Raw genomic sequence first — 25,640 nt, forward strand, 5'->3', positions numbered from 1 at the left:
GCTGTTTTAGTGGTCTATACTGCTGTAAAATTGTTTTGTACTTATTTGCATTTTTAAGGGGAGAAACACATGAATGATAAACAGCTGCGCTGGTTTTCGGTAGCATTTATTGCCTTTAACATGGTTTGGGGCATGGGAAATGTTGTCAATAACTATGCACAACAAGGGATATCAGTGGTCACATCATGGATATTGATTCTGGTATTGTATTTTGTTCCATATGCTTTAATTGTTGGCCAACTAGGTTCAGCTTTTAAAGACAGTGACGGTGGGGTCAGCTCTTGGGTGGAAAAAACATCTCACTCAAAACGCTTAGCTTACTACGCTGCATGGACATATTGGGTAGTGCACATTCCTTATTTGGCACAAAAGCCACAGGCGATTATGATTGCCCTCGGCTGGGCTATTAAAGGCGATGGCACGATGCTAGCTGGTATGTCGGTGGGGATGATTTCTTTAGCTTCACTAGTAATTTTCTTAGCGTTTTTATACCTGTCAACAAAAGGCCTGTCCGTTTTAAAATTTATCGGTGGAATTGCCGGGACAGCCATGTTCGTCATGTCATTATTATTTATTTTATTAGCAGCGACTGCTCCGTTTATTGGTGATTTTACAGTGGCAACGCCAGAGATGACCAACGTCAAAACGTATATTCCAACCTTTGACTTAGGTTATTTTACAACAGTTTCTATGTTAGTATTTGCCGTTGGTGGGGCCGAAAAAATTTCTCCATATGTTAACCAAACTAAAAATCCTGCCAAAGAGTTTCCTAAAGGGATGATTCTTTTAGCAGCAATGGTCGGAATTTGTGCGGTATTGGGCTCTGTGGCCATGGGCATGCTCTTCACTAGCTCAGCAATTCCTGAAGATTTGATGGCCAATGGTGCCTATGCAGCCTTCCAAATTTTAGGCAATCATTATCATCTAGGCAATGCTTTAATGTTTATCTATGCCTTGACTAACGGCGTTGGCCAAATTGCCGCGCTAGCTTTTTCAATTGATGCACCGTTGAAAATTTTATTAAACGATGCTGATTCGCAATTTGTTCCCGCTTGGTTAAGAAAACGAACCAAAAAAGGTACATTGAAAAATGGTTACTTGTTAACGGGTATTTTAGTCAGCATTATTATCATGCTGCCAATGATTGGTATTGGTGATTTTAATCATATCGTGTCTTGGTTGACGAATTTAAATTCGGTTGTAATGCCGATGCGTTATATGTGGGTCTTCTTAGCCTATATGTTGTTAAATAAAGCCTACAAAGAATTTAATTCAGAATATAAATTTGTTAAAAATCCAAAAGTTGGTTTTATCTTCGGGGCTTGGTGTTTTGCTTTTACAGCCTTCGCTTGTATTTTAGGGATGATTCCTAAAATCGATTATGCTGTTGACCCGCAAGGTTGGATTTTCCAATTAGGAACCAACATTGTCACACCGTTAGTTTTAATCGCGTTAGGTATGTTGCTACCATTTATTGCCCGTCGTGGTAAAAATAAAGAATTAGCCGAATAATCTGATTCAATAAAAAAGTCAGGGAAACCTGATTTTTTTTATTGACTTTTATTGATTACAGTTGTAAACTAAAAATATCTTAAGATTACTATTGTAAACAGAGGAGGTGCGAGATGCCCGTTTTAGATCAAATCAATCAACAAATAAAAATCAGCGACTCTGAATGGGAAGTCATGCGGGTTATTTGGACATTAGGACAAGCCAGTGCTCAAGAAATTATCGGCGTGCTGGGGGATTCTAAGGACTGGAAGCCGGCCACAATCAAAACACTTTTGGGGAGATTAGTTAAAAAAGAAGTCGTCTGGACAGAGCAGGTCGGCAAGAAATTTATTTATCATCCAGCTGTCAGCGAATCAGCGACTGTTAGGAGTGCAACCGAAAATCTATTTTCCCATATTTGCGCCAAACGAATTGGCCAAACCTTATCAGAATTAGTCGATCAAGCGGAGTTAACCCAAGCAGATATCGATCAGCTAAAAGAATTATTGGAGCAAAAAGTTGCTAAGGAAACGATTGCCTGCAATTGTATTCCGGGACAATGTGAATGCTCCCATCATTCAGCTTAAACAAAAAAATGGAGGAATTATCATGAAAAAAGAATTTGCAATTAAAGGAATGACCTGCAAGCATTGTGTAGCTCGTGTGGAAGAAGGGATCAATAGCCTGCCGGGAATTGAAAAAGTCAAAATTAATCTGAAAAAAGAAAACGGGGTGGTTAAGTTTGATGAAAGTCAAGTGAGCCCGCAAGCCATTGCCGATAAAGTGACAGAAGTCGGGTATGCAACTGAGGTCTTATAATGAGCAGCCAGACAGAAACTTTTGTCATCACAGGGATGACCTGTGCTAATTGTTCGGCAAGAGTGGAAAAAGAATTAAATAGTACGCCAGGTGTCACAACTGCGACAGTTAATTTAGCAACCGAAAAAGCAACAGTCCAATTTGCAGAGGATTTAAGTACTGAGCAGATTATCGGGACAGTCGAAAACATCGGCTATGGGGCGATTTTATACGATGATGCCCATAAGCAGCAAATTGCGGCTGAGAAAAAAGCCTATGTGGCAAAAATGAAACGTGATTTAATTGTCAGTACAATTTTGACTGCACCTTTGATGATTTCGATGATTTTAATGCTTCTAGGCAATCACAGCGGAATTGTTATGTTTTTCCATCGACCAATTGTTCAGTTGGTCTTGGCAACTCCTGTCCAATTTTGGATTGGAGCCCGCTTTTATAAAGGGGCCTACCACGCTTTAAAGACGCTAGCACCAAACATGGATGTGTTGGTGGCGATGGGGACCTCCGCTGCCTACTTATTAAGTGTTTATAATGGTTTTTTCAGCGAAAATTACACGGAACTGTATTTTGAAAGCAGTGCGATGATTATCACTTTGATTCTTTTAGGTAAATATTTAGAACAGGCGGCTAAAAATAAAACCGGCAATGCAATCAAGCAATTGATGGCCCTACAAGCCAAAGAAGCGACCGTTTTAATAAATGGACAGCAGGTCAAACTGCCGATTGAACAGGTCAAAACCGCTGATTTAGTTTTAGTAAAACCCGGCGAACAAATTCCAGTTGACGGCATTTTGGTGGCAGGACAGTCTGCTATTGATGAAAGCATGTTGACGGGTGAAAGCTTGCCAGTTGAAAAGCAGGTTTCTGATAATGTTTTTGGTGGGACTATCAACACTAATGGTAGCTTGACGGTAAAAGCAACGAAAGTCGGTGAAGGCTCAGTTCTTTCGCAAATTATTCGAATGGTGGAGGAAGCACAGGGGAGTAAAGCGCCCATTCAAAAGATTGCCGACCGTATTTCTAGCATTTTCGTTCCAGTTGTTTTAGGAATTGCGTTGGTGACGCTTTTAGTTACCGGCTTTTTAGTCGATTGGCAGACAGCTTTAATTCATGCGGTCTCTGTTTTAGTCATTGCTTGTCCGTGTGCCTTAGGCTTGGCAACGCCAACAGCGATTATGGTAGGAACTGGTTTAGGGGCTAAGCAAGGAATTTTGATTAAAGGCGGTCAAGCGTTGGAGGGCGCTGCACATTTGTCTAGTATCGTCTTAGATAAAACGGGAACGATTACAGAAGGCAAACCGGTTGTTACTGATACAGTTGGCGGCCAAGTGGAGTTAGAAATTTTTGCAGCAATGGAGAAACAATCAGAACATCCATTGGCTAAAGCGATTGTTAATTTTGCTGAAGAAAAAAACTTTTCGCAAGATTTTTCAGTAGAAAACTTTAGCAGTTTACCTGGACAAGGCATCAGCGGGACAATCAATGGGGAAACGTATTTTGCAGGGACTGTCCGTCTATTAGATTCATTAGATATCCAATTAACTCAAGCATTTAATCAATATCAAGAACTAGAAAGCATGGGTAAAACGGTGATGTTTCTCGCCAACCAAACAGAAGTCTTGGCAATGATTGCGGTTGCCGACCAAGTTAAAGCTTCCTCAAAAGAGGCTATTGCCTCATTGCAAAATCGAGGAATTAAGGTCTATATGATGACAGGCGATAATCGGGCTGCTGCACAATATATTGGTCAGCAAGTCGGACTGACAGCAGAACAAATTTTTGCTGAAGTGCTGCCAGAAGATAAAGCCAATTATGTCGGGGAATTGCAAAAAAATGGTGATTTAGTTGGAATGGTTGGCGATGGCATTAACGATGCGCCAGCTCTAGCCTTAGCTGATATTGGCGTCGCCATGGGGACAGGCTCAGATATTGCCATGGAAACAGCAGATGTCACCATTATGAATGGTGATTTGAAATCCCTCAGTAAAATGGTGAGATTATCGCAACTAACCCTGTGGAAAATTAAACAAAATCTGTTCTGGGCTTTTATCTACAATACGATTGGCATTCCCTTTGCCGCTTTTGGTATTTTGAATCCGATTATTGCAGGTGGGGCAATGGCCTTTAGCTCTGTCAGTGTTTTGTTAAATTCTTTGAGTTTAAATCGCAGCAAAATATAAAAAGTTATGTGAGCTAGCTCTTCGTGTCTAAATAAATAGTTTACGGTAAACTTACTGTCAAAGATTTTTTAATTATCTTTTGTGCAAGTAAAAAGTATCCGTAAAATGACTAAGGCTTTACGCAAATAGTCAATTTGTTTAACAATCAGCTGGCTTTCTTTTTGTTTTTAGAAAAAAGACTTTAAAAAGTTTTTTTAAGTCAAAAAACTCTGCCAGTCACGGATTCTTATGCTATAATTGGCTAAGATAATTTTGAGAGGGGTACGTGGGTTTTATGGAGTTAAAGAAATTAGAAGTTCCCACATCTTCCATCACTGAAGTGAAACGGTCACCGATGGAGGTTTTTGAGCAAGCCCGTAAAGAAGGTACAGGGGTATATATATTTAATCGGGAAAAAGTTGCTGGCGTGATGGTCACCAAAGACCAATATGAAAAATTAGTCGAAGAGTTGGAAGCTTTGAAGGCCGAAAAGACAACAATCAGTAAGCAGCAATTACTAGAAAAATTGCAGGAAGCTGTTAAGGATTCTTTAGTCAAAGAAACTAAAATTGGCTTTGAAAATATGGACAATATCTTAGTTGGCTACGGCTTTGTCAGCCGCAGAGATGTTGACCAGAGTTTAACAGAAATGATTCAAGAGCTTTCAGAAACAGGTAAAATTATTTATCGTTCTTGGAAATGGCCGAACTTAACGCTAGAAATCGTTGGTGAGCTGGATCCTGAAGCGCAACAAATTGAAAAAATCATTATCAAAAAATTGTACTTTCTCGGAGTGGAATAAGGTTAGTAGGCTTTAATTAATTCTGTTCTTGAAAAAAACTCTTATGTAGCTGTCTATTAGTAGTTGCATAAGAGTTTTTTTTAGATTCTTTGCTGAAGTAAAATTAAGCTTAGTCGTCTGACAGTTGCAATTGTTGAATAATTTGAGTAACTCTAGTCATTTCTGAAGGAGTCCCAATCGAAATACGCAAATAATCTTTTAAACGTTCTTGCTTAAAATAGCGAACAAAAACATGCTGAGCCTTTAGTTCGTTAAAAAGTTTTTCTGCAGAGATTTTAGTCGGCTTGGCAAAGACAAAATTTGCCAGAGAGGGGAGCACTTCAAAATCTAACTTTAAAAGATCTTTTGAAAAGGCTTCTCGGGTTGCACTAATTTGTGTTTGCAGGTTTTGATAATACTCACCATCTTCAATGGCAGCCGTTGCTAAAGTTTCTGCCAGGCTATCAACAGAATATGGATTAAAGGATGATTTAACTCCTTCTAAAACCTGAATTAAAGTCGGCTGGGCTACAGCATAACCCACACGCAGACCAGCCAAAGAAACTCCTTTAGATAAGGTGTGCACCACAACCAAATTAGGGTAGTTGTCAATTAGCGGCATTACGGAAGTGCCGCCAAAATCAATATAAGCTTCGTCGACTACGACAACTGACTCAGTATTTGCTTGTAAAAATTTTTCGATGTCAGCTACAGACAGATAGTCCCCCGTTGGCGCATTTGGATTTGTCAAAATGACTCCGCCGTTTTCCGTTTTGTAGTCAGCTAAATTGATTTTAAAATTTTCTCGTAAGGGGATTAACTGAATCGGGACTTTGAAAAGGTCTCCCCAGACAGGGTAAAAGCCATAGGTGATGTCCGGAAAGAGCACCGGATACTCGCTATTAAAAAAAGCCAAAAAGCAAAACGCAAGAACTTCATCGGAGCCGTTACCGATAATAAAATTTTCTGGAGCAAGCTGAAATTTTTCGGCTAAAGCTTCTTTTAGTGGTCGTTGGTCCAGTGAAGAGTAACGTTTTAATTGATCATAATCAAAATCTTGTAAAGCTTTTTTGACTTTTGGTGATGGTGGGTAGGGATTTTCATTGGTATTGAGTTTAATCATATCCGTGAAATTAGGCTGTTCGCCAGCTGTGTAAGGCTCAGTTTTTCGAATACCGCGCATAAGAAGACCTCCATGTTTTTGTCTATTATGCCCCATAAACAGAGCTTTTCGCAAGAATAAAATGAGTATTTAAAAAGAAAAGTAGAAATTTCCCCAATTGAAATTTCATATTGCTGGAAATATGGTACAATAAACTGAAAATTTAAGCAGGAAAAGGTAGGCTAAATGATGAATAATTTAACACAGCGTTTTAATCCGCAGGTGGATAAAATCCAAGTGTCTTTGATTCGCCGTTTCGACGAGCAAGTCACAGATATCCCGAATATTTTAAAATTAACTTTGGGGGAGCCGGATTTTAATACGCCAAATCATGTAAAAGAAGCTGGAGCACAGGCTATTTCGGATAACTTTTCCCATTATACTGGCATGTCTGGTTTGATTGATGTCAGAACAGCGGCAGCGGCCTTTTTAAAAGAAAAATATGCTGTGGACTACAATCCACAAAATGAAGTCCTCGTAACAGTCGGTGCAACCGAAGCGATTTCTGCTAGCTTGCTGGCAATTTTGCAACCCGGCGATAAAGTGTTATTGCCGGCGCCGATTTATCCAGGGTATGAGCCAGTGATTACACTAGCGAATGCGGAGCCGATTTATATCGATACAACGGAAAATGATTTTATTTTATCTCCAGCGATGATTGATCAAGCGATGGCAGTTCATGGTGAGCAGGTGAAAGCAATTATTTTAAATTATCCTAGTAATCCCACAGGTGTGACGTATAATCGCGAAGAGGTTCAGGCGCTAGCTGAAACATTAAAAAAATATGATATCTTTGTTATCAGCGATGAAATTTACAGCGAGCTGACCTATGAAGGGCAGCATGTGTCAATTGCTGAATATTTAAGAGAACAAACAATTTTAATCAACGGCTTGTCAAAATCCCATGCAATGACTGGCTGGCGCATTGGCTTTATCTTTGCCCCACAGGAGCTGACGGCTGAATTGATGAAGGTTCATCAATATTTAGTGACAGCGGCTTCGACGATTTCGCAAAAGGCGGCCGTGCAAGCCTTGATTGAGGGCATCAATGATGCTCAGGAAATGAAAACAGAATATATCAAACGGCGGGATTTTTTAATTCGCCAAATGACACCACTGGGTTTTGAAATTGCCCATCCTAATGGCGCCTTTTATATTTTTGCAAAAATTCCTGTGGGTCAAACTCAGGACTCAATGAAATTTTGTTTGGATTTAGCGGAAAAAGTTGGGCTGGCAATTATCCCCGGTATCGCTTTTGGTCCAGAGGCAGAGGGCTATGTCAGAATTAGTTACGCTGCATCAATGGAAAATTTAACAGATGCGATGGTCCGACTAACTACTTACATTCAAAATGAGGTATAATTATCTTTATAAAAGAATGTTTTTTGAAATCACGCAGCAGGAGGGCGCTTGAATGTTAAGAAAAGAGCTGAAGGAACTAGCACAACGTTCCTTAAAGGGAAAATATGGTAAATGGAGTGTTTTTATTATCATTCCTTTTGCAATTATGGCAATCACTTTCTTTTTTTCCTTTATATTTTTGGGAATCGCTAGTGTCTTAAGTTATACGGATAATTATTCCAGCGGCTATGAGGATAGTTATTACGAAGAGGATTACGACAGCGATTTTTGGGATGACTATTGGGACGATGATTATTACACCTATGAAGAATCTTCCTATACGCCGGCATATAACTACGGCTATGCCTTAGGTTATCAAGCTGGTTATTTGCAGGGCTGGCAGGACCAAGAAGATGGTACCGAGTATTGGGGCACCTTATCTTCAGACCAAGCAATTTTAGCCAATATTGAAGGTCGGCCTGTGCAATATTTAGGCTCGGATGATTTCAATGAAGGGACTTTAGATGCCTATTATTATAGCTATGATGAAGCGTGGGAAGATTACTTAGGTTATTCACTTGAGGGTAATAGCTATCAGCTACCAGGTTCAGCACCGACCTTGAATCAAGTGTCACCGATGAACAATGATTTTGAACCTTATTTCCCAGAGTCCGGTTACACGGAAATGCCACGCCGCAGCAACCCATTTTTATCATTTTTCATCAGCTTTATCTTTATTGCTTTTATCATTGCCGTGTCACTGGTGTATAGTTGTGTTTATGTTCCACTGTTACGCTGGACGGGGATTGATACTATTGATGGTGAGAACTTCAATTTTAAAGATAGCCTCAAGAAAATCCGCAAGCAATTCGGGGTTGTTCTTTGGTCAAATGTTAAGATTGCCATCTTTACTACCTTATGGAGCTTTTTGTTTGTTATTCCTGGCCTAGTTAAAACAGCCAGCTACAGCATGACCAACTATCTATTAAAACGAGAACCTGATTTGAATTCCTCTAAGGCAATTGCCCTGAGTGAAGAATTAATGCGGGGCTATAAGATTGAATATTTAATTTTTAATCTCTCCTTCTTCTGGTGGTTTTTAGCACAAGCCTATAGCTTAGGCTTTGCTAGTTTCTATGTGATGCCTTATTATTACACGTCAGAAGCAGCTTTCTTTGATGAGATTTATTTTGAGAAAAGAAAATATACCAATAGCGAGCTAACTGCAAAGCCAGTTTTTCACCCAGTACCTCAGAATGATAATAAGTTCAATGAATCAGTAAACCAATCAAACGAATCAGTAGTTACAGAAGTTTCAAAAACTCCAAAAGCTCCAGTCATTACAGAAACGGTTGTTGAAACTCAAGAAGAATCTGAGCCAACAGGAATTTTTGAAAAACCATCTTATTCCTTCAACCAACCAACCGCTGAAAAGAAAGAGTCGGCTGAGGAAACTAGTCAACACTCAGACACTGTTGAGACAATTGGAAATTCTGATACAGAGGAATTTCAAAGCCAATCAGAAACTGCGGAGCAAGCGGCAAACACCGCCACTGATTTGACAGAGGCAACCTTTGATGAAGATTCTGCAACAGAAGAAACTAAAGCAGCGGATTCTGATTCTGCTGAAAAGAAATCATCGTTCGAATAAAAGATTACCCTCAACACAATTTGCTTAAAAATGTGTTTGAATAAGACCCTCAATCAGCTATTGATGAGGGTCTTTTTTTAAAATAAGTTTGTTTTTCAGAATTTTAATTGCAAAATCCTTGTGTTCGAGGTAATTTAATCTTACTAAAGAAAATTTTGAAAAGGTAAAAATAAAAGATTCAGAGAGGGATGCCTTATGCGTAATTTTGATAAATCACAAAAACTAGAGCATGTCAGCTATGATGTGCGGGGACCGGTTTTAGACGAAGCCGATCGAATGAAGGAAGAAGGCATCAGCGTTTTAAAATTAAATACTGGGAATCCTGCACCATTTGGCTTTGATGCGCCAAATGAAATTGTTAGAGATCTCATCTTGAATGTCAGAGAGTCAGAAGGCTATTCTGATTCTAAAGGGATTTTTTCTGCACGAAAAGCGATTGAGCAATATTATCAATTATTAAAATTTCCCAATGTTACGATTAATGATATTTACACAGGTAATGGTGTCAGCGAGTTAATTACAATGTCGATGCAGGGCTTATTAGACACTGGCGATGAAGTCTTGGTGCCGATGCCGGATTATCCTTTGTGGACGGCCTCTGTTTCTTTAGCAGGTGGCACACCGGTGCATTATATTTGTGATGAAGAGGCAGAATGGTTTCCTGATTTAGCAGATATTCGCAAAAAAGTATCCAGCAATACGAAGGCCATCGTGATTATCAACCCTAATAATCCAACGGGAGCTGTTTATCCAAAAGAAATTTTAGAGGGCATTGTTGAAATTGCCCGGGAAAATGAATTGATCATTTATTCTGATGAAATCTATGACCGGATGATTATGGACGGCTTTAAACATATTCCGATTGCAACTCTGGCCCCTGATTTATTTGTGGTGACCTTTAGCGGTTTATCTAAGTCTCATCGGGTAGCCGGCTTTAGAGTGGGCTGGATGGTCTTGAGCGGCAATAAAAAAAATGTGCAGGGCTATATTGAGGGGTTAAACATGCTGTCGTCAATGCGGCTCTGTTCAAATGTTTTATCCCAACAAATTATTCAAACGGCTCTCGGAGGCTATCAGAGTGCTGACGAGCTATTATTGCCGGGAGGCCGAATTTATGAGCAGCGGGAATACGTCTATAATGCGATTCAAAGCATCCCGGGGCTTTCCGCAGTCAAACCCAAGGCAGCTTTTTATATCTTTCCTAAAATCGATACAGCCCGCTTCAATATTGTCGATGACGAACAATTTATTTTAGACTTCTTGCATAAACACCATATTTTAATGGTTCACGGGGGCGGCTTTAATTGGCAGACACCTGATCACTTTAGAATTGTTTACCTGCCTCGGATGGAGGATTTAAAATTGACGATGGATAAGATGGCGGAATTTTTAAGTACCTATAAACAAAAGCATCGTTAAACAAAGAAAAGACCATAACAGCGAGTCGGCTGTCAGAATTCCTTTCAGGTTGTCTGTTATGATGCATTACAGACAACCTGAAGAACTCCTTAAGTTCGACAAGTGTTATGGCCTTTTTGGATTTTGACAAATGTGAAAAGCTACACGGCTTTATCCGCAATTAGCTCGCAATTCTTTTTTGAAACAATCATGCGATTGGTATACTTCTCTACCATATCTGCGGATGGATCGTTTACATGGACTAAATAAGAATTTTCATACTCCTTTTCAATGTAGCCGCAATGTTTTGCTTTCTCCAAGTTAAATGTTACTTTTTGACCGTATGTTTCGGACATCTCAACCACCTCAACCTTAAAAAAATAATATGACTATTCATTTACCTTGACATTATTATGATATAAAGTATTATGATAACAAAATGCGAATTCGCATAATTTTAAAAAGGGGGAAATTTTGTGGAAAAATCTTTAGGTCAAGTCTTGAGAAAAATTAGAAAAGAACGCAATATGACCCAAAAAATGCTTTGTGAAAATATTTGTTCCCAAAGTGTCCTCAGTCGAATTGAAGGGGATATTGAACTGCCGAATGTCCTAGTAGTTCAGCAATTGTGTGACCGCTTAGGGGTTTCTATCGATCAAGTTGTCAATCACAACGTCTTTGAAAAAACTGACAACGTGATGCTTTTTGAACAATTTGCCGACTTGTATCGCCACAACCGCTTTCAAGAATTATCTATTAAAATTTCCTCATCAAACATCATCGATTTTTTATTTAGTGAAAAAGAATTCTTACTTTTTTACTATTATATGGGAAGTTGCGAATATTATCTGCATCGTAATTTAGAGAAATCTCTTAAATATTTGAAAACTGGCTTAAATTACATTGGAAATGTAAGTCATCTGAGTGCAAAAGACGAAGATGTGCAGCTAATCAGCTGTACAGGGAAAGTTTATGCTGAAATGGGCAAGAGTGATAAAGCCGAATATTATATGAGCAGAAGCGTCGAATTGTTCGCTGACATACCTAATGAGCGAGCAGCGGCTGAATCAATCAAAATCTTCTTTAACTACGCGAGTTTTTTGCAAAAACAAGGCTATTATGAGACCTCGATGGAAATGATTGATAAGGGCTTAGATTTGGCCCACAAAAAAAATAGTTATTATTTCGTCGATCAGTTATTTGAATTAAAGCGGGATTATTATTCTTTCCAGGGAAATATTGATAAAGCTGACAAATACCACAAGCTGTCCTTGCAGCTGAAAAAAATTGTCACTGCGACATAAATGGTGTAGACCTTTTGTTGACTATTTTTACTTTTAGGAGTAATTTATAGGGGTACATATCAATGGAATTGAAGGGATGATGAAGCGTGAAACGGTTTATCTATGCAGACAAATTTTTTTATCCAAGTGATGTTAAAGGGCCAGGTTATTTAGAAATTACCGATGGTTTTTTCGGTGATTTTTATCAAGCAGTACCGACAGGTGAAGTTGAAATCATTGATTACACAGGACAGTGGATTGCCCCCGGCCTAGTCGATACCCACATTCATGGTTTTTTAAACCATGATGTGATGGATAACGATGCTGAAGGTTTGAAAGTAATGTCAGAGGGCCTGCTTTCTTGTGGCGTGACTTCCTTTTTACCAACAACGTTAACCTCAACCAAGGAACGTTTATTAGCGGTTGCTAAAACAATTGGCGAAGTCTATCAAGAAGTACCTGGTGCCAAGGTTCAAGGGATTTATTTTGAAGGCCCATTCTTCACTCCTGAGCATAAAGGCGCCCAAAACCCAAGTTATTTCAGCGACCCTGATTTAAACACATTTAACGAATGGCAAGAAGCTTCTGGTGGATTAATTAAAAAAATTGCTTTAGCTCCTGAACGTGAAGGAGTCAAAGAATTTGTCAAAGCGGTAACGGATCAGGGTGTGGTAGTTTCTTTAGGACACAGCAATGCTACTTTAGCTGAAGCCACTGAAGCAGTCGAGGCTGGTGCTAGCGTTTTTGTTCATGCTTACAATGGCATGCGGGCATTGAATCATCGGGAACCAGGAATGGTTGGCGCCTTGATGTCATTACAGCACGTTTTTTCTGAATTAATTTGTGATGGGCATCATGTGCACCCCAATGCAGCCGATATCCTAATGGAAAAAGTCGGTCATGATCATGTGGCACTAATTACCGATTGCATGATGGCGGGTGGCATGCCGGATGGCGATTACATGTTAGGAGAATTCCCTGTCGTCGTTGCTGAAGGAACGGCTCGTTTAAAGGACTCTGGTAGTTTAGCCGGCAGCATTTTAAAATTGAAAGAAGCCATTAAAAATGTGGTGGATTGGAACATTGCAACACCGGAAGAAGCAATTATGATGGCTACCTATGTGCCAGCTGTCAGCTGTAAAATTGCTGACCAATGTGGCTCAATTGCCAACGGCCGAGCAGCTGATTTTATTGTATTAGATAAAGACATGGAATTAGTTGCAACTTATCTTGACGGTGTCGAACGTTACCACGCCGAATAAGTCATTTCCAGTTCATAAATAAATGGGAAAATCAGACTGCTTGTGGGTCTGATTTTTTTGTGGAAAAATCTCAGCTGACTGACAGCTTTTTAGAAGTTCTTAAACCTTAGTTATGTTAAAATCTATGGGAGGAGTGATGAATGTGAGTTACCTTGAGGTTATTAACGAATATAAACGCTATCAAATGGGAGACACAACAATAGTTGCCAATGATGGTATCACCTTTGATGTAGAAAAGGGTGAGGTCTGCGTTATTCTAGGACCAAGTGGCGCAGGTAAATCCACCGTCTTAAATATTTTAGGTGGCATGGACAGCTGCGATGAGGGCCAGATTATTATTGATGGCACCGATATTGCCAATTTCAATGAAAAACAGTTGACTACGTATCGTCGTGATGATGTCGGCTTTGTTTTTCAATTTTATAATTTAGTCCCCAATTTAACCGCCAAAGAAAATGTTGAACTGGCCGCTCAAATTGTTAAAGACGCCTTAGATGCTGAATCCGTCTTAAAATCTGTCGGACTCGGTGAGCGCATGAATAATTTTCCTGCTCAATTGTCCGGTGGTGAGCAGCAACGGGTGACGATTGCTCGGGCGATTGCCAAGCGCCCGAAATTATTATTATGTGATGAACCTACTGGAGCTTTGGATTATGAAACCGGGAAGCAGATTTTAAAAATTTTGCAGGATACTGCAAAGGAAACCGGTACAACGGTTTTAATTATTACCCATAATTCGCAAATTGCGCCGATGGCTGACCGTGTGATTCGCATTAACGATGCGAAGGTTAGAAGCATTAAACTTAACGAAAATCCACTGCCGATTACTGAAATTGAGTGGTAGGAGGCAGTAAATGAAAAAGTCAATGATGCTTAAGACCAGTCTGCGGGAAATTTGGCAGACGAAAACCCGCTTTCTTTCAATCTTTGGAATTATTTTTTTGGGGGTTGCTTTTTTTGTAGGGATTGGGGCAACTGGCCCTGACATGCTCCAGACTGCCACCAATTATTATCAACAGCAACATTTAGCCGACAATCAAATCATCTCTAGTCTAGGATTGACAGAGGATGATTTAAAGATTGTCCAGACAGATGAAAATGTCGCAAGCGCTGAGGCGTTTAAATTTGCGGATATAAATTTAACGTCGCAAACGGCAGTAGTGCGATTTTATGGTTATACACCAGAGCAAAAAATCAATCAATACAATATAGTTGACGGCCGCTTACCTGAAAAAGCTGATGAGATTGCTTTAGACAATCGAGAGGCTTTAAGCGGCAGTTATCAAATTGGCGACAGCTATGAAGTTTCTGAAGATGATGACGTGGACGGGCTACTAGCAAATTATGCTTATACAGTTGTCGGCTTTGTAAATTCACCGACCTATGTGGAAAATGTTTCCCGTGGCTATACAAATGTTGGTACTGGTTCAGTGGATTATTTTGCGGTGGTGTTTGAGGAAAACTTAACAGCAGACGTCTATTCGACAATTTATATTACTTATCAAGATTTAGCTGACTTGCCGGCTTATTCAACAGCTTACGAGGATACTTTAGCGACCAATCAAACACAGTTGGAGCAGGAACTAGCTGAACGACCAGCTGAACGGGTGTCTGAAATAAAAGCTGAGGCTCAAGAGCAAATTGATGAGGCTAGTCAAGAGGTTGCCGATGGGGAGAAAGCTTTAGCGGATGCGCAGACCACCCTGGAAGATTCGGCTGCTCAGTTAGCTGATGGTCAGAGCCAGTTAGAGGCTGCCCGGCAGGAATTAGCCACTCAAACAGCTTCAGCGCAAGCTGAAATTGATCAAAGTGAAGCACAATTGAATGCTTCGCAAACCGAGCTGGATAATAATCGGCAAACTTTAGCTAGTCGCAAAAATGAGCTGACCGCAAATGCCGGCCAAGTTGAAGCCGCGAAAAATTCATTAACGGATTTACAGCAGCAAAGAAGTCAGGCGCAAGCAGGTCTCGACCAAATTACCGCAGCACAGCAGAGTTTGGAAAGCTTGTTCAATCAGCTTTCCCTCGCTTCACAAACGAGTGACGAAGAATATGCCATCTTGGCCCCGCAATTAGCTCAAGGTGTTGCGGCTAGTCTAGGGCAGCTGCCAGCAGAAGTAGCCGGCGTTTTGCAAACCTTTGTTGTTGATCCTAGTCGTGAAAATTTGCAAATCAGTATCGGCGCTCTTAGCGAATACCAAAATCAATTGACGGCTCAAGCCCAAGAAATTCAAAATGGTCTCAATCAAATCGATGCTGGCATTGCAGAAATTAACAGTCAGGTACAGCAGTACAATGATGGTTTAGCGCAGATTCAATCAGCCGAGACGCAACTGGCGAATGGCCAAAGTCAAATTGACAGCGGCCGTCAGCAACTTCAGGCTGCTAAAGATCAATTGGCAACAGCGATAGCAGAAGGCCAAGGACAAATTGATGCTTCTCAACAGGAATTGGATCAGGCACAGGCTGCCTATGATGAAGGCTTGGCTGAATACCAAAGTCAATTAGCGGAAAAAGAACCGGAGCTTGCTGATGCCAAAAGTAAAATTGCAGAGCAGCAGAATGAATTAGATCAGCTGACAGCCAGTGATTATACGTACTCAACTAGAAATGATAATCCCGGATATAGTGAGTTTGAAGATAATGCCAATCGAATTTCTTCTTTGGCCACCGTTTTTCCGATTATTTTCTTTTTGATTGCCGCCTTGGTCAGCTTAACGACGATGACCCGCATGGTGGAAGAAAAACGCTCAGAAATTGGAACCTTTAAAGCATTAGGCTATGGCAATTCAGCCATCTCGATGAAATTTATTATCTACGCAAGTTTAGCGGGAATTACTGGTGCCTTTGCTGGGCTCGCTTTGGGCTTTTATCTATTTCCAGTGATTATTTTTACCGCCTATGGTCAGCTGTATAATATCGGCAACTTTGTTTCACCGTGGCATTTGAACTACGCAGTGATTGCAATTATCGTGGCGATTTTATGTACAGTCGGTACCGCCTTATTAGTTTTACGCATAGATTTATTGGCAACGCCTGCCAGTTTAATGCGACCTAAAGCACCAAAGGCTGGCAAACGGATTTTCTTAGAGCGGTTGACACCAATTTGGCAACGCCTGAGTTTTATTCAAAAGGTGACCATGCGTAATCTATTCCGCTATAAGCAGCGGATGCTGATGACAATTTTGGGAATTGCCGGCTGTATGTCAATGATTATTACGGGTTTTGGTTTGCGGGATTCGATTTCAGATATCGTGACCATCCAATTTGATAAAATTTGGCATTACAGTGCTGTTGTAACCTTTAATGAAGAGCCTGACGAGGAGCAAACCACAGACTATGAAGCGATTTTAGCTGATGTCGCTGATTTTTCCGGCGATATGTTTTTCAGTAATCAAACTTTGCAGCTGGAAAAAAGTGGTGAAACCACCCGCGATGTAACAGTCTATGTTCCAGAAAATCCTGAAAGAATGTCAGATTTTGTTTTATTCAATGACCGAAAAACAGGCGAAGAATATACTTTGGATGATAGCGGCGCCATCATCAATGAAAAATTAGCAGAGATGTATGATTTACAGGTGGGAGACAGCTTCCCTCTGACTGACAGCGATGGTGGGGAGTACCAAGTGAAAATCGCCCATATTGCGGAAAATTATACAGGTCATTTTGCTTATTTGACGCCAGATTATTATCAAGAAGTTTTTAATCAGTCACCGGATTATAATAGTGATTTACTTTTGTTTTCTAAAGATTTAAGCACTGACGAAGAAAATCAAGCCGCCAATCAAATTATGGCGGATTCTCAAGTAGTGAATATCAGTTTTATTTCTCAATCACGGGACGCTTTGGGAGACACGATAAATAGTTTGAATATTGTTGTGTGGGTCTTGATAATCTCCGCTGGCTTGTTGGCCTTTATCGTCTTGTATAACTTAACAAATATCAATGTCTCAGAACGAATTCGTGAACTATCGACGATTAAAGTCTTGGGCTTTTACGATAAAGAAGTCACCATGTATGTCTATCGGGAAAATATTATTTTGACCTTTATCGGGATTTTCTTTGGATTATTCTTAGGAAATATTGAACACGCATATGTGTTAAAAACTGTTGAGGTCGATATGATTATGTTTAGTCCGGACATTCATCTGCTTAGTTATCTATACGCTAGTTTGATTACCTTATTGTTCACTTTAATTGTTGGCTTGTTTATGCATCAGAAGCTGAAAAAAGTTGACATGATTGAAGCTTTAAAATCAAATGAATAGTTTTGAAAAGCCTAGAAAAATCACGTGTAATTCACGATTTTTCTAGGCTTTTCAGTTTTTTATTGGTATTATTATTTATAAGAGAACTAAGGAGGTGGCAGGATGATTGCGGGAATTTCTTTTGAGAGCATTTATTTTTATCTATTGATTATCTGTGCTGTGTTGGCGATGGTGATGCTGATTTTTGGGGACATATTTGAATTTGATGGCCCGATTGATCCGATTTTAGTGATTCCTTGGTTTGCCTTTTTAGGTTTGTTTGGTTACCTGGGTGAAAAATTAACAGCCCTCAACAGCTTCGTTATTTTAATTGGCGCGGGTATCTTAGCTTCGATTTTAGTCTTCCTGCTGAATTTTTATTTTATTCTACCAATGCGGCGGGCTGAATCGACTATCTCGATTTCTGAAAAAGATATGGAGGGCAATGTTGCGACAGTAATTACACCAATTCCCATTAAAGGAATGGGGGAGATTCAATTTAAAAGTGTGACCGGTTCTTTAAGTCGACCAGCGGCCTTTTTTGAGCCGCAGGAGACCGAGGCACTGCAAGGGTCACAGGTACTGATTATTGAGGTCAAAGAAAGAGTATGCTATGTAGTTCCTTATCAAGGAAGTTTGCCTATATAGAATAAAAAAGATGGGGGGAGAAAAAATGGCAGGAATTATTATACCAATTGCCATCGTTGTTTTTATTTTATTGATTTTGTTAGTCGTATTTGTTTCCAAATACCAAACAGCAAAACCAGATGAAGCGCTGATTATCAGCGGGAGTTATTTAGGAACAAAAAATGTTCATGCTGATGAACGGGGCAATAAAATCAAAATCGTCAGAGGCGGTGGTGCATTTGTTTTGCCGGTATTCCAACGGTCAAATCGAATCAGCTTGCTTTCCAGCAAACTGGATGTGTCTACGCCTGAGGTCTACACCGAGCAAGGGGTTCCGGTTATGTGTGACGGCACGTCAATTATTAAAATCGGTTCTTCAGTTGAAGAAATTGCAACGGCAGCGGAACAATTTCTAGGCAAAACCCGAGAAGAATTGGAAAATGAAGCTCGCGAAGTTTTGGAAGGTCATTTGCGTTCGATTTTAGGCTCAATGACAGTGGAAGAAATTTACCAAAACCGTGACAAATTTAGCCAAAGCGTACAGGAAGTGGCTTCTGTGGATTTAGCCAAAATGGGGCTGATTATCGTATCTTTTACGATTAAAGAAGTTCGGGATAAAAATGGCTACTTAGATTCTCTAGGTAAACCACGGATTGCCCAAGTTAAACGGGATGCCGATATCGCTGAAGCCGAAGCTTTAAAAGAAACTAGAATTAAAAAAGCGGAAGCTGAAAAAGAATCGCAACAGGCTGAATTGCAACGGCAAACTGAAATTGCCGAAGCCGCTAAAGAAAAAGAATTAAAATTAGCGACCTACAAAGAAGCCCAAGACGTTGCCAAAGCCAAAGCCGACCAAGCCTATAACTTGGAAAGTGCTCGGGCCCAACAAGAAGTTATCGAACAAGAGATGGAAGTCAAAGTCATCGAGCGGCAAAAACAAATCGAGCTGGAAGAAAAAGAAATTACCCGGCGAGAAAAACAATACGATTCTGAGGTTAAGAAAAAAGCCGATGCGGATCGTTATGCGATGGAACAAGAAGCCCAAGCGAAAAAAGCTCAAGATGTTGCCGAAGCCGAAGCCGAGCGTTTTAGAATTGAAGCGCTAGCCGAAGCCGAAGCGAACAAAACCCGCTTAGCTGGGCAAGCTGAATCAGAAGCGACCTTATTAAGAGGGAAAGCTGAAGCCGAAGCCAAACAAAAAATTGCCGACGCCTTCAAGCAATATGGCGAAGCAGCTGTCTTGAGCATGATTTTAGAAATCTTGCCTGAGTTAATGAAAGAAGCAGCTCAGCCATTGGGGAACATCGATAAGATTACGGTTGTCGACACAGGCGGTTCTGAAGGACCTAATAGTGGCGCTAATAAAATTACCAATTATGCGACTAATTTATTAGCTGGCACACAGGAAACTTTAAAAGAAACAACTGGTTTGGATGTCCGTGAACTAATCGAAAACTTCTCCAAACGGGGCGGTACCAATTTTAATTTAAATGAGCCAACTGACTCAACCGATGGCGCTGAATAAAATCAGCTGGTGGTTGTGATAGAAGTCAATACAGAAAAAGCGAAGTAACTACATTGCTGAAAAGTAATGGGAGTGAGCCGAGGATTTGCTTTTGAAGCCTAAGCGGAATCAAAAGCAAATCCAAGTTACTTTCCCTGAATTCCCTGTAAAAAAGACTCCTACCACAACTACTATTTTTTTGGACTTATTGTTATACTTTAAGTAAAGGTTTTCACAAGTTAAACAGTTTAGTCACTTGTTACATAATTTGATTGGTAAAAATCAAAAATGTTTATTTCATTAGATGCAGGAGGGATGAAAATGAACTTATTGCAGGGCTTAGAGATTACGCTGGTTTCAATGTTGGTAGTCTTTGGCATTTTAGCGGCATTATGGGGTGGCATTTATTTAATGCATAAATTGATTGGGGAGGATTAGCGCATGGGGGACGTTTTTAATGAATTAATTCAAACATCTGGATTTGCCAATTTAACTTGGAAGCACTTATTTATGATTTGTTTGGCCTGTGTCTTTTTATATTTGGCCATCAAAAAAGAATATGAACCATATCTACTTTTACCGATTGCCTTTGGTATTCTCTTGGTAAATTTGCCGCTGGCCGGCTTAATGTCCGGGCCATTAGGGGACAATCCCGGCGGACTTTTATATTATTTGTACAAAGGAACTGAGCTAGGGATTTATCCGCCACTGATTTTCCTTTGCTTAGGTGCAACGATTGACTTTGGCCCCTTGATTGCCAATCCGATTGTTTTACTGCTAGGCGGGGCGGCTCAATTTGGGATTTTTGCGGCCTTCTTTGGTGCTTTGATGCTGGGAATGACCGGTATGGAGGCGGCCTCAGTGGGGATTATTGGTGGAGCTGACGGACCGACTGCCATTTTTCTAACAACAAAATTGGCGCCGCACCTACTTTCAGTAATTGCCTTAGCAGCTTATTCTTACATGGCGCTGGTGCCAATCATCCAGCCGCCGATTATTCGAGCGTTGACTACAGAAAAAGAACGGAAAATAAAGATGTCGCAACAGCGGAAAGTTAGTCGCACTGAGAAAATTGTCTTTCCAATTTTCACGACAATTTTTGTTGCATTGGTCGTACCGACAGCTGCAACGCTGATTGGTTCATTGATGCTGGGGAATTTAGTAAAAGAATCCGCTGTGGTTCCGCGAATTGCCGAGGTACTTCAAAATACGTTGATGTATGTTGTGACGATTATCTTAGGTTTGACAGTTGGAGCGAAGGCTGAAGCCAATTTATTTTTATCCGCAACGACGTTGAAGGTCATTTTCCTTGGCCTGTTTGCCTTTGCGATTGGCACGGCTGCCGGCGTTTTATTCGGCAAGCTTTTATGTAAAATCACCAAAGGAAAAATTAATCCGATGATTGGTGCTGCCGGTGTTTCGGCTGTTCCTATGGCTGCTCGAGTTGTTCATCAAGAGGGCTTAAAAGCTGACCCAAGTAATTATTTATTAATGCATGCAGTTGGCCCAAATGTGGCGGGTGTGATTGGCTCTGCCATTGCCGCTGGCGTCCTTTTGGCTTTCTTTGGCGGGTAACTAGTTTAGGTTTTGAACACAAATCAACGGCTAATGGAATTCTAAAAAAAGAAAACCATTAGCCGTTTTAGTTTATTTTTCTTCGTGGTCTTGTTGATTAATCTTGCCTCTAACTTCCTCTAGCTGCTGACTTAATGCAGCTTCTTTTATTTTCAATTGGGCTAAATCTTCTTCTAATTCGGCCTTTTGTTCGACAACTTTTGGCTGACCAAAAAAGTTAATCGCAATCGCAATAAAGGTGCCGATAAAGGTTTCGATTACTCGGGAAAGGGCGTAAAACGCCGATTCACCTTGGGGAATGCTCAAAGAAATTAGCAATAGCGTGGCGATGGAAGCAATGATGCCTGAATTATTATTAATCCCATCAGAAATGACGATACACAGGGCGACTAGGACCGGCAGTAAAAATAGTTCCACTAAAAAATCATATTCAAAATAAGATTTAATGACAAAATAGAAAATGGCTAGCAGCCCTCCCAGACTGTTGCCGAGGATACGGGACTTACCAAAGGAGAGACTCGTCGATAAATCTTGCCGCAAAGAAAATACAGCTGCTAAAGCCGCAATCAATGGCTGGCCGCCATCGACGAAATGAAAAACCAATATACAAATCATGACAGCCACAGCACTTTTAATCGTTCTTAGGCCTAAACGAAATTTGCCAATATGCATAAAATCACCCTTCAAATTTGCGGTAAAAAGCTACCTGTCTCTTTATACTATCGAAAACTATTGAGAATTGCTAGTTTTTAAAGAAAGCTTTTAGTATAATTTTTGCAGGAGGTGACGCTGTGAGAATTGGTTTACGAACGATTAAGACCGCCGTTTCCGCAACATTGGCGATTTTTTTGGCTTCAGGCTTAGGCCTGCAATACACAACTGCAGCTGGAATTATCGCAGTCCTCAGCTTAACAAATACAAAACGCAGTTCTTTATTTACCGGTATTAGCCGTTTATTGGCATTGACATTGGCGACGATTGTGGCAGGTGTTTGTTTCACTCTGTTTGGCTATACGACTTGGGCATTTGGCATTTATTTATTGCTATACATTCCTTTGACCGTCCGCTTTGGCTTAGCTGATGGGATTGTGGTCTGCTCGGTGCTAGTCACTCATTATCTGATAGAAGAGAGTCTTAGCTGGCCTTGGATTGCTAATGAGTTTGCCCTGATGATTATCGGAGTTGGCTTGGCTCTATTGATGAATTTATACATGCCAAATGTCGAAAAAAAATTGAAGATGAACCAAGAGGAAATTGAAGCGGGGTTTCGAGAAATTTTGCGGGAGATGGCCAAGGGAATTTCTCAGCAGGGCAGTTTGACGGGGATTGATGAAAAGTATCAAGAGTTGGCCCGCTTTATCCGTAAAGCCGAAGAGCAGGCTCAAAATTTTCAAGAAAATCAATGGTTCACCCCCAATTTTTATTACAGCGATTATTTTTCGATGCGACGGGCCCAGGGAAAAATTTTAGCAGAGATGATTGACTGTCTGAAAAAAATCCAAGTTGCGCCACAGCATGGCGAGAATATGCAGTTTTTATTGAATTATACCGCCAAAACTTTTGCACAAAATAATGATGGGCAAACGATTTTAGCAATGATTGCTGAAGTGTTAGATGATTATCGGATGATGGCGCTACCGCAAACCCGGGATGAATTTGAAAAAAGAGCAGAACTTTTTCAATTCTTACAATCCTTTAAGAGCTTTATTGAAGTTAAAGCTGAATTTGCCGGCAAGCTCGAAGACTAATGCTTTAGTACGACAAGCAAACAGTCGCATGACCTTAGCTTTGGAAAAAACTCCAAGAGCTAAGGTCGTGCGACTGTTTTTAAAGTTTTTTTAGTTTTGTGACCAAGTCGTTTGCATCTGGTCTAAGATGTCAATCACATCTCGTGTAAGAAAGAGCGAGCGATTCGGCTTGTTGCCTTCAATAAAGTCCACCATGTTGCTTATTTCATAATTCATAGCCATTTGCGAACTACCGGCTTCAATAAATTCTTTGCCGCCATCATTAAAGAAAATTTCCGCTTGATCTGCCCGGGGATAATCCGCCACTGTAATGTAGCCATTCTCTCCGGCGATAATGCCGATTTTGGGCATTTTTGCTTGGAAGGTCAAGGTAATGCTGGCCATCTCATCCAGCTGATTGCGCAAAATTGTTACCGATTGCTCATCGACACCAGTGGGAAAAGGAACCATTGAAGATGCAATAACTTTTGGTTGTGCTGAAAGGAAATAGCGGGCAAAAGAAACAGCATAGGTGCCGATATCTAAAAGGGCACCACCAGCTAAATCGGGATTAAAAAAACGATTGGTCGGGTCGGGCTCTTTATAACTGCCAAAGGGTGCTTGAATCATTTTAATTTTGCCAAGGCGACCAGCATCGATGATACTCTTTAAGCGTTCAAAGAGCGGCATATTAAAAATTGTCATCGCCTCGGCCAAAACTAATTGTTTTTCCTCCGCTAAAGCCATCGCTTCAGTCAATTCACGGCTATTCATGGTAATCGCCTTTTCACATAAAATATGTTTGCCGGCTGCTAAACCTTGTAAGATATGGTCAATGTGCTGTTTGTTTGGCACCGCCACATAAATAATGTCGATATCAGGATTGCTCAGCATGTCTTGATAGCTGCCATAGGCCTGTTCAATGCCAAATTCAGCTGCAAAGGCCTGCGCCTTTTCTAAAGAGCGGGATGCAACTGCAACCAGCCGACTATTTTCCTGTTGAAAGTCCGTTGCAAAATCTCGGGCAATGCCTCCTAAGCCAACAATACCCCATTGATAAGTTTTCACGATACGCCACCTCAGATTCTTTATTTTGATAGATTTCAGATAAAGTAGCTTGTTTATCCGTCAGTCTCAGTATAGCAATTTTTAAGAGTTAAAAAAACAATAAGCCTGTAGGATTTTTTGGCAATATTATGTTTTTTCGTTAAAAATCGCTATAATAATAATGAGACCCACTGGGGAAAAAGAATTTCATTTCGTTTGGAGGGAAAAGCTATGCATCAAGTTTATGTCAGAATTGTCTTAAGTACAATTTTAGAGGAGTTTGAATCAGAGGTTCAGTTTTATACTGAACAATTAGCTATCACAGAAAAGAATTGGTTGGACTGGAAGGAAGGGCAGGTGAATTTATCGGCTGAAAACCTACAGAAGATTAAAAATTTATTCACTGATTACGAGTGGCTCGTTTTACAAAAGGTCCTGCGGCAAACAATTTTATTTCCTGAAAAACGTAACACCGCTGTTCAGGAATATCGCCATATCAAAACGGCAATTGCTAAAAAATGGTTGGCGGGGGATTTAGCCGAAGTCGAATTAATTGCGCCTGCCAAAGAAAGCCCCAAGGTAAATCCTTTCATTAATATCCGCGTTACGGTAAAATACGGCGAATGGGGCTATGATGATATTTTAAGTTTCCGTTTACCTTCGATGATTCAACAACAAATTGAAAAAGCCGAAGTACCTTTACTGGATTGGGTGAATGAAAATCTAGTGGAAACCTATACGAAAGATGATGAGGCAGTTAGTTGAAGAAACTGAGTAAGAAACGTTTTGTTTTTGGATTTATTTTTTTAGGAGCGTTTATCGGCGCCCTTTTTCTAGGGTCGCAAATTTTTCTCTGGACCCAGGGCACGACGATTGTTGCCAATCAGCAACGCACAGCCACCAGTGATTCTACAACCACTTCCACCAGCGAGACACCATCAGCTAGTGATTTACCGGCTGTTTCGCCAACGGATTGGGATTTAGTTTTAGTTGGTCCTAATAATCAAATAATTGAAGAAGTAGCGGCCGATCAGCTGACAGCCATCTCAGGCTCTGAAGAGGTGGATAGCCGCATTGTCGATGCCTACAACCAATTGGCAAGTGCTGCTGAGGCTGCCGGTTATCCGTTAGTGGTTGTGTCCGCTTTTCGTTCTGTTGCTGATCAGCAACAGGTTTACGATGCTTCGGTGAATCGACGGATGAGTGAAGAAAATATTTCTTATGAACAGGCCGTTGAAGAAACGAATGTTCAAGTCACCCAGCCAGGTTATAGCGAGCATCATACTGGTCTGGCAATCGATGTAGTTGACAGCGATTGGTATAATAATTATTCTAATTATGCTAGCGATATGTTGGATCCGCTTTTTGGGGAACAACCGGCTGCTCAATGGCTAGCCGCTAATTGTGCACAATACGGTTTTATTATCCGCTATCCTGAAGGTCGGGAGGATATTACCGGTATTACTTATGAGCCGTGGCATCTGCGTTATGTTGGTGTGGACTCAGCCGAGTATATCACTAGTCACAATTTAACCTTGGAAGAATATTTAGCTTTATTTAATTAAGGAA

At 40.5% G+C, this 25,640-nt stretch carries 23 protein-coding genes; 19 read left to right on the forward strand and 4 right to left on the reverse strand.

What is annotated here, in order from left to right; genetic code table 11:
* Positions 1 to 69: 69 nt before the first annotated feature.
* From ORH16_RS05900 to ORH16_RS05920, 5 genes are all read left to right on the forward strand, one after another.
* A complete protein-coding gene (locus tag ORH16_RS05900; protein ID WP_265457091.1) occupies positions 70 to 1,512 on the forward strand; it encodes an APC family permease in 1,443 nt (480 codons plus the stop codon).
* 113 nt (positions 1,513 to 1,625) lie between these two features.
* Complete coding sequence (locus ORH16_RS05905) at positions 1,626 to 2,078, forward strand: CopY/TcrY family copper transport repressor (protein WP_265457093.1); 453 nt, start codon at positions 1,626 to 1,628, stop codon at positions 2,076 to 2,078.
* A 22-nt stretch (positions 2,079 to 2,100) separates the two neighbouring features.
* On the forward strand, positions 2,101 to 2,310 hold the full coding sequence (copZ, locus tag ORH16_RS05910; RefSeq protein ID WP_265457095.1) for a copper chaperone CopZ: 210 nt from the start codon (positions 2,101 to 2,103) through the stop codon (positions 2,308 to 2,310).
* The gene (locus ORH16_RS05915) at positions 2,310 to 4,487 is read left to right on the forward strand and encodes a heavy metal translocating P-type ATPase (protein WP_265457096.1); all 2,178 of its coding nucleotides are present in this window, start codon (positions 2,310 to 2,312) and stop codon (positions 4,485 to 4,487) included. Before copZ ends, ORH16_RS05915 begins: the two co-directional genes overlap by 1 nt.
* A 274-nt stretch (positions 4,488 to 4,761) precedes the next feature.
* Positions 4,762 to 5,268 carry a type II toxin-antitoxin system Phd/YefM family antitoxin gene (locus ORH16_RS05920; RefSeq protein WP_265457098.1) on the forward strand — a complete coding sequence of 169 codons (507 nt, stop codon included), beginning with the start codon at positions 4,762 to 4,764 and terminating at the stop codon, positions 5,266 to 5,268.
* A 109-nt stretch (positions 5,269 to 5,377) separates the two neighbouring features.
* Here ORH16_RS05920 and hisC read toward each other — a convergent pair whose 3' ends face one another.
* On the reverse strand, positions 5,378 to 6,430 hold the full coding sequence (gene hisC / locus ORH16_RS05925) for a histidinol-phosphate transaminase (protein ID WP_265457099.1): 1,053 nt from the start codon (positions 6,428 to 6,430) through the stop codon (positions 5,378 to 5,380).
* A 168-nt stretch (positions 6,431 to 6,598) separates the two neighbouring features.
* Here hisC and ORH16_RS05930 point away from each other — a divergent pair, with 168 nt between their 5' ends.
* The 3 genes from ORH16_RS05930 to ORH16_RS05940 all read left to right on the forward strand — a co-directional run bounded on the left by ORH16_RS05930 (position 6,599) and on the right by ORH16_RS05940 (position 10,820).
* Positions 6,599 to 7,771, forward strand: a complete 1,173-nt coding sequence (locus tag ORH16_RS05930; RefSeq protein ID WP_265457101.1) for a pyridoxal phosphate-dependent aminotransferase — start codon at positions 6,599 to 6,601, stop codon at positions 7,769 to 7,771.
* Between the two features lie 52 nt (positions 7,772 to 7,823).
* Positions 7,824 to 9,401 (forward strand): DUF975 family protein, encoded by a 1,578-nt coding sequence (locus ORH16_RS05935; RefSeq protein WP_265457103.1) that lies wholly within the window; start codon positions 7,824 to 7,826, stop codon positions 9,399 to 9,401.
* Positions 9,402 to 9,596: 195 nt separating this feature from the next.
* Positions 9,597 to 10,820 carry a pyridoxal phosphate-dependent aminotransferase gene (locus tag ORH16_RS05940; protein WP_265457105.1) on the forward strand — a complete coding sequence of 408 codons (1,224 nt, stop codon included), beginning with the start codon at positions 9,597 to 9,599 and terminating at the stop codon, positions 10,818 to 10,820.
* A 140-nt stretch (positions 10,821 to 10,960) separates the two neighbouring features.
* Here the strand turns inward: ORH16_RS05940 and ORH16_RS05945 are convergent, their stop codons facing one another.
* Positions 10,961 to 11,155 carry a hypothetical protein gene (locus tag ORH16_RS05945; protein ID WP_265457107.1) on the reverse strand — a complete coding sequence of 65 codons (195 nt, stop codon included), beginning with the start codon at positions 11,153 to 11,155 and terminating at the stop codon, positions 10,961 to 10,963.
* Positions 11,156 to 11,275: 120 nt separating this feature from the next.
* On the opposite strand from ORH16_RS05945, the gene ORH16_RS05950 reads away from it, so the two are divergent.
* The 8 genes from ORH16_RS05950 to ORH16_RS05985 all read left to right on the forward strand — a co-directional run bounded on the left by ORH16_RS05950 (position 11,276) and on the right by ORH16_RS05985 (position 21,297).
* Positions 11,276 to 12,103, forward strand: coding sequence for a helix-turn-helix domain-containing protein (locus ORH16_RS05950; protein WP_265457108.1), 828 nt, complete (start codon positions 11,276 to 11,278; stop codon positions 12,101 to 12,103).
* A gap of 86 nt (positions 12,104 to 12,189) precedes the next feature.
* The gene (nagA, locus tag ORH16_RS05955) at positions 12,190 to 13,344 is read left to right on the forward strand and encodes an N-acetylglucosamine-6-phosphate deacetylase (protein WP_265457109.1); all 1,155 of its coding nucleotides are present in this window, start codon (positions 12,190 to 12,192) and stop codon (positions 13,342 to 13,344) included.
* Positions 13,345 to 13,486: 142 nt separating this feature from the next.
* Positions 13,487 to 14,188 (forward strand): ABC transporter ATP-binding protein, encoded by a 702-nt coding sequence (locus ORH16_RS05960; RefSeq protein WP_265457111.1) that lies wholly within the window; start codon positions 13,487 to 13,489, stop codon positions 14,186 to 14,188.
* 10 nt (positions 14,189 to 14,198) lie between these two features.
* Positions 14,199 to 17,612, forward strand: coding sequence for an FtsX-like permease family protein (locus ORH16_RS05965; RefSeq protein ID WP_265457113.1), 3,414 nt, complete (start codon positions 14,199 to 14,201; stop codon positions 17,610 to 17,612).
* 102 nt (positions 17,613 to 17,714) lie between these two features.
* Positions 17,715 to 18,239, forward strand: coding sequence for a hypothetical protein (locus ORH16_RS05970; protein ID WP_265457115.1), 525 nt, complete (start codon positions 17,715 to 17,717; stop codon positions 18,237 to 18,239).
* Between the two features lie 25 nt (positions 18,240 to 18,264).
* Complete coding sequence (locus ORH16_RS05975; protein WP_265457117.1) at positions 18,265 to 19,743, forward strand: flotillin family protein; 1,479 nt, start codon at positions 18,265 to 18,267, stop codon at positions 19,741 to 19,743.
* Positions 19,744 to 20,043: 300 nt separating this feature from the next.
* Positions 20,044 to 20,160: an OadG family protein gene (locus ORH16_RS05980; protein ID WP_265457119.1), complete on the forward strand. Its 117-nt coding sequence runs from the start codon at positions 20,044 to 20,046 to the stop codon at positions 20,158 to 20,160.
* A 3-nt stretch (positions 20,161 to 20,163) separates the two neighbouring features.
* Complete coding sequence (locus ORH16_RS05985; RefSeq protein ID WP_265457121.1) at positions 20,164 to 21,297, forward strand: sodium ion-translocating decarboxylase subunit beta; 1,134 nt, start codon at positions 20,164 to 20,166, stop codon at positions 21,295 to 21,297.
* Positions 21,298 to 21,369: 72 nt separating this feature from the next.
* Here ORH16_RS05985 and ORH16_RS05990 read toward each other — a convergent pair whose 3' ends face one another.
* Positions 21,370 to 21,969 carry an FUSC family protein gene (locus tag ORH16_RS05990; RefSeq protein WP_265457123.1) on the reverse strand — a complete coding sequence of 200 codons (600 nt, stop codon included), beginning with the start codon at positions 21,967 to 21,969 and terminating at the stop codon, positions 21,370 to 21,372.
* Positions 21,970 to 22,088: 119 nt separating this feature from the next.
* Between ORH16_RS05990 and ORH16_RS05995 the strand changes: the two genes are divergently transcribed.
* Positions 22,089 to 23,045: an aromatic acid exporter family protein gene (locus ORH16_RS05995; RefSeq protein ID WP_265457125.1), complete on the forward strand. Its 957-nt coding sequence runs from the start codon at positions 22,089 to 22,091 to the stop codon at positions 23,043 to 23,045.
* 90 nt (positions 23,046 to 23,135) lie between these two features.
* Here ORH16_RS05995 and ORH16_RS06000 read toward each other — a convergent pair whose 3' ends face one another.
* Positions 23,136 to 24,092 carry a Gfo/Idh/MocA family protein gene (locus ORH16_RS06000; RefSeq protein WP_265457126.1) on the reverse strand — a complete coding sequence of 319 codons (957 nt, stop codon included), beginning with the start codon at positions 24,090 to 24,092 and terminating at the stop codon, positions 23,136 to 23,138.
* A gap of 210 nt (positions 24,093 to 24,302) precedes the next feature.
* On the opposite strand from ORH16_RS06000, the gene ORH16_RS06005 reads away from it, so the two are divergent.
* Both ORH16_RS06005 and ORH16_RS06010 read left to right on the forward strand, forming a co-directional pair.
* Positions 24,303 to 24,836 carry a hypothetical protein gene (locus ORH16_RS06005; protein ID WP_265457127.1) on the forward strand — a complete coding sequence of 178 codons (534 nt, stop codon included), beginning with the start codon at positions 24,303 to 24,305 and terminating at the stop codon, positions 24,834 to 24,836.
* Complete coding sequence (locus ORH16_RS06010) at positions 24,833 to 25,636, forward strand: M15 family metallopeptidase (RefSeq protein WP_265457128.1); 804 nt, start codon at positions 24,833 to 24,835, stop codon at positions 25,634 to 25,636. The genes ORH16_RS06005 and ORH16_RS06010 overlap by 4 nt, the downstream gene beginning before the upstream one ends.
* Positions 25,637 to 25,640: the final 4 nt, after the last annotated feature.

The sequence above is a fragment of the Enterococcus sp. HY326 genome (assembly GCF_026157065.1).
In the GTDB taxonomy this organism is placed as follows: Bacteria; Bacillota; Bacilli; order Lactobacillales; family Enterococcaceae; genus HY326.

Coding starts and splice junctions, on each gene's coding strand:
- ORH16_RS06005 (WP_265457127.1), top strand. CDS start 24,303: ATGCATCAAGTTTATGTCAGAATTGTCTTAAGTACAATTTTAGAGGAG.
- ORH16_RS05945 (WP_265457107.1), bottom strand. CDS start 11,155: ATGTCCGAAACATACGGTCAAAAAGTAACATTTAACTTGGAGAAAGCA.
- ORH16_RS05905 (WP_265457093.1), top strand. CDS start 1,626: ATGCCCGTTTTAGATCAAATCAATCAACAAATAAAAATCAGCGACTCT.
- ORH16_RS05930 (WP_265457101.1), top strand. CDS start 6,599: ATGAATAATTTAACACAGCGTTTTAATCCGCAGGTGGATAAAATCCAA.
- hisC (WP_265457099.1), bottom strand. CDS start 6,430: ATGCGCGGTATTCGAAAAACTGAGCCTTACACAGCTGGCGAACAGCCT.
- ORH16_RS05990 (WP_265457123.1), bottom strand. CDS start 21,969: ATGCATATTGGCAAATTTCGTTTAGGCCTAAGAACGATTAAAAGTGCT.
- ORH16_RS05965 (WP_265457113.1), top strand. CDS start 14,199: ATGAAAAAGTCAATGATGCTTAAGACCAGTCTGCGGGAAATTTGGCAG.
- ORH16_RS05900 (WP_265457091.1), top strand. CDS start 70: ATGAATGATAAACAGCTGCGCTGGTTTTCGGTAGCATTTATTGCCTTT.
- ORH16_RS05940 (WP_265457105.1), top strand. CDS start 9,597: ATGCGTAATTTTGATAAATCACAAAAACTAGAGCATGTCAGCTATGAT.
- ORH16_RS05970 (WP_265457115.1), top strand. CDS start 17,715: ATGATTGCGGGAATTTCTTTTGAGAGCATTTATTTTTATCTATTGATT.
- ORH16_RS05975 (WP_265457117.1), top strand. CDS start 18,265: ATGGCAGGAATTATTATACCAATTGCCATCGTTGTTTTTATTTTATTG.
- copZ (WP_265457095.1), top strand. CDS start 2,101: ATGAAAAAAGAATTTGCAATTAAAGGAATGACCTGCAAGCATTGTGTA.
- ORH16_RS05980 (WP_265457119.1), top strand. CDS start 20,044: ATGAACTTATTGCAGGGCTTAGAGATTACGCTGGTTTCAATGTTGGTA.
- ORH16_RS05915 (WP_265457096.1), top strand. CDS start 2,310: ATGAGCAGCCAGACAGAAACTTTTGTCATCACAGGGATGACCTGTGCT.
- ORH16_RS05920 (WP_265457098.1), top strand. CDS start 4,762: ATGGAGTTAAAGAAATTAGAAGTTCCCACATCTTCCATCACTGAAGTG.
- ORH16_RS05935 (WP_265457103.1), top strand. CDS start 7,824: ATGTTAAGAAAAGAGCTGAAGGAACTAGCACAACGTTCCTTAAAGGGA.
- ORH16_RS05985 (WP_265457121.1), top strand. CDS start 20,164: ATGGGGGACGTTTTTAATGAATTAATTCAAACATCTGGATTTGCCAAT.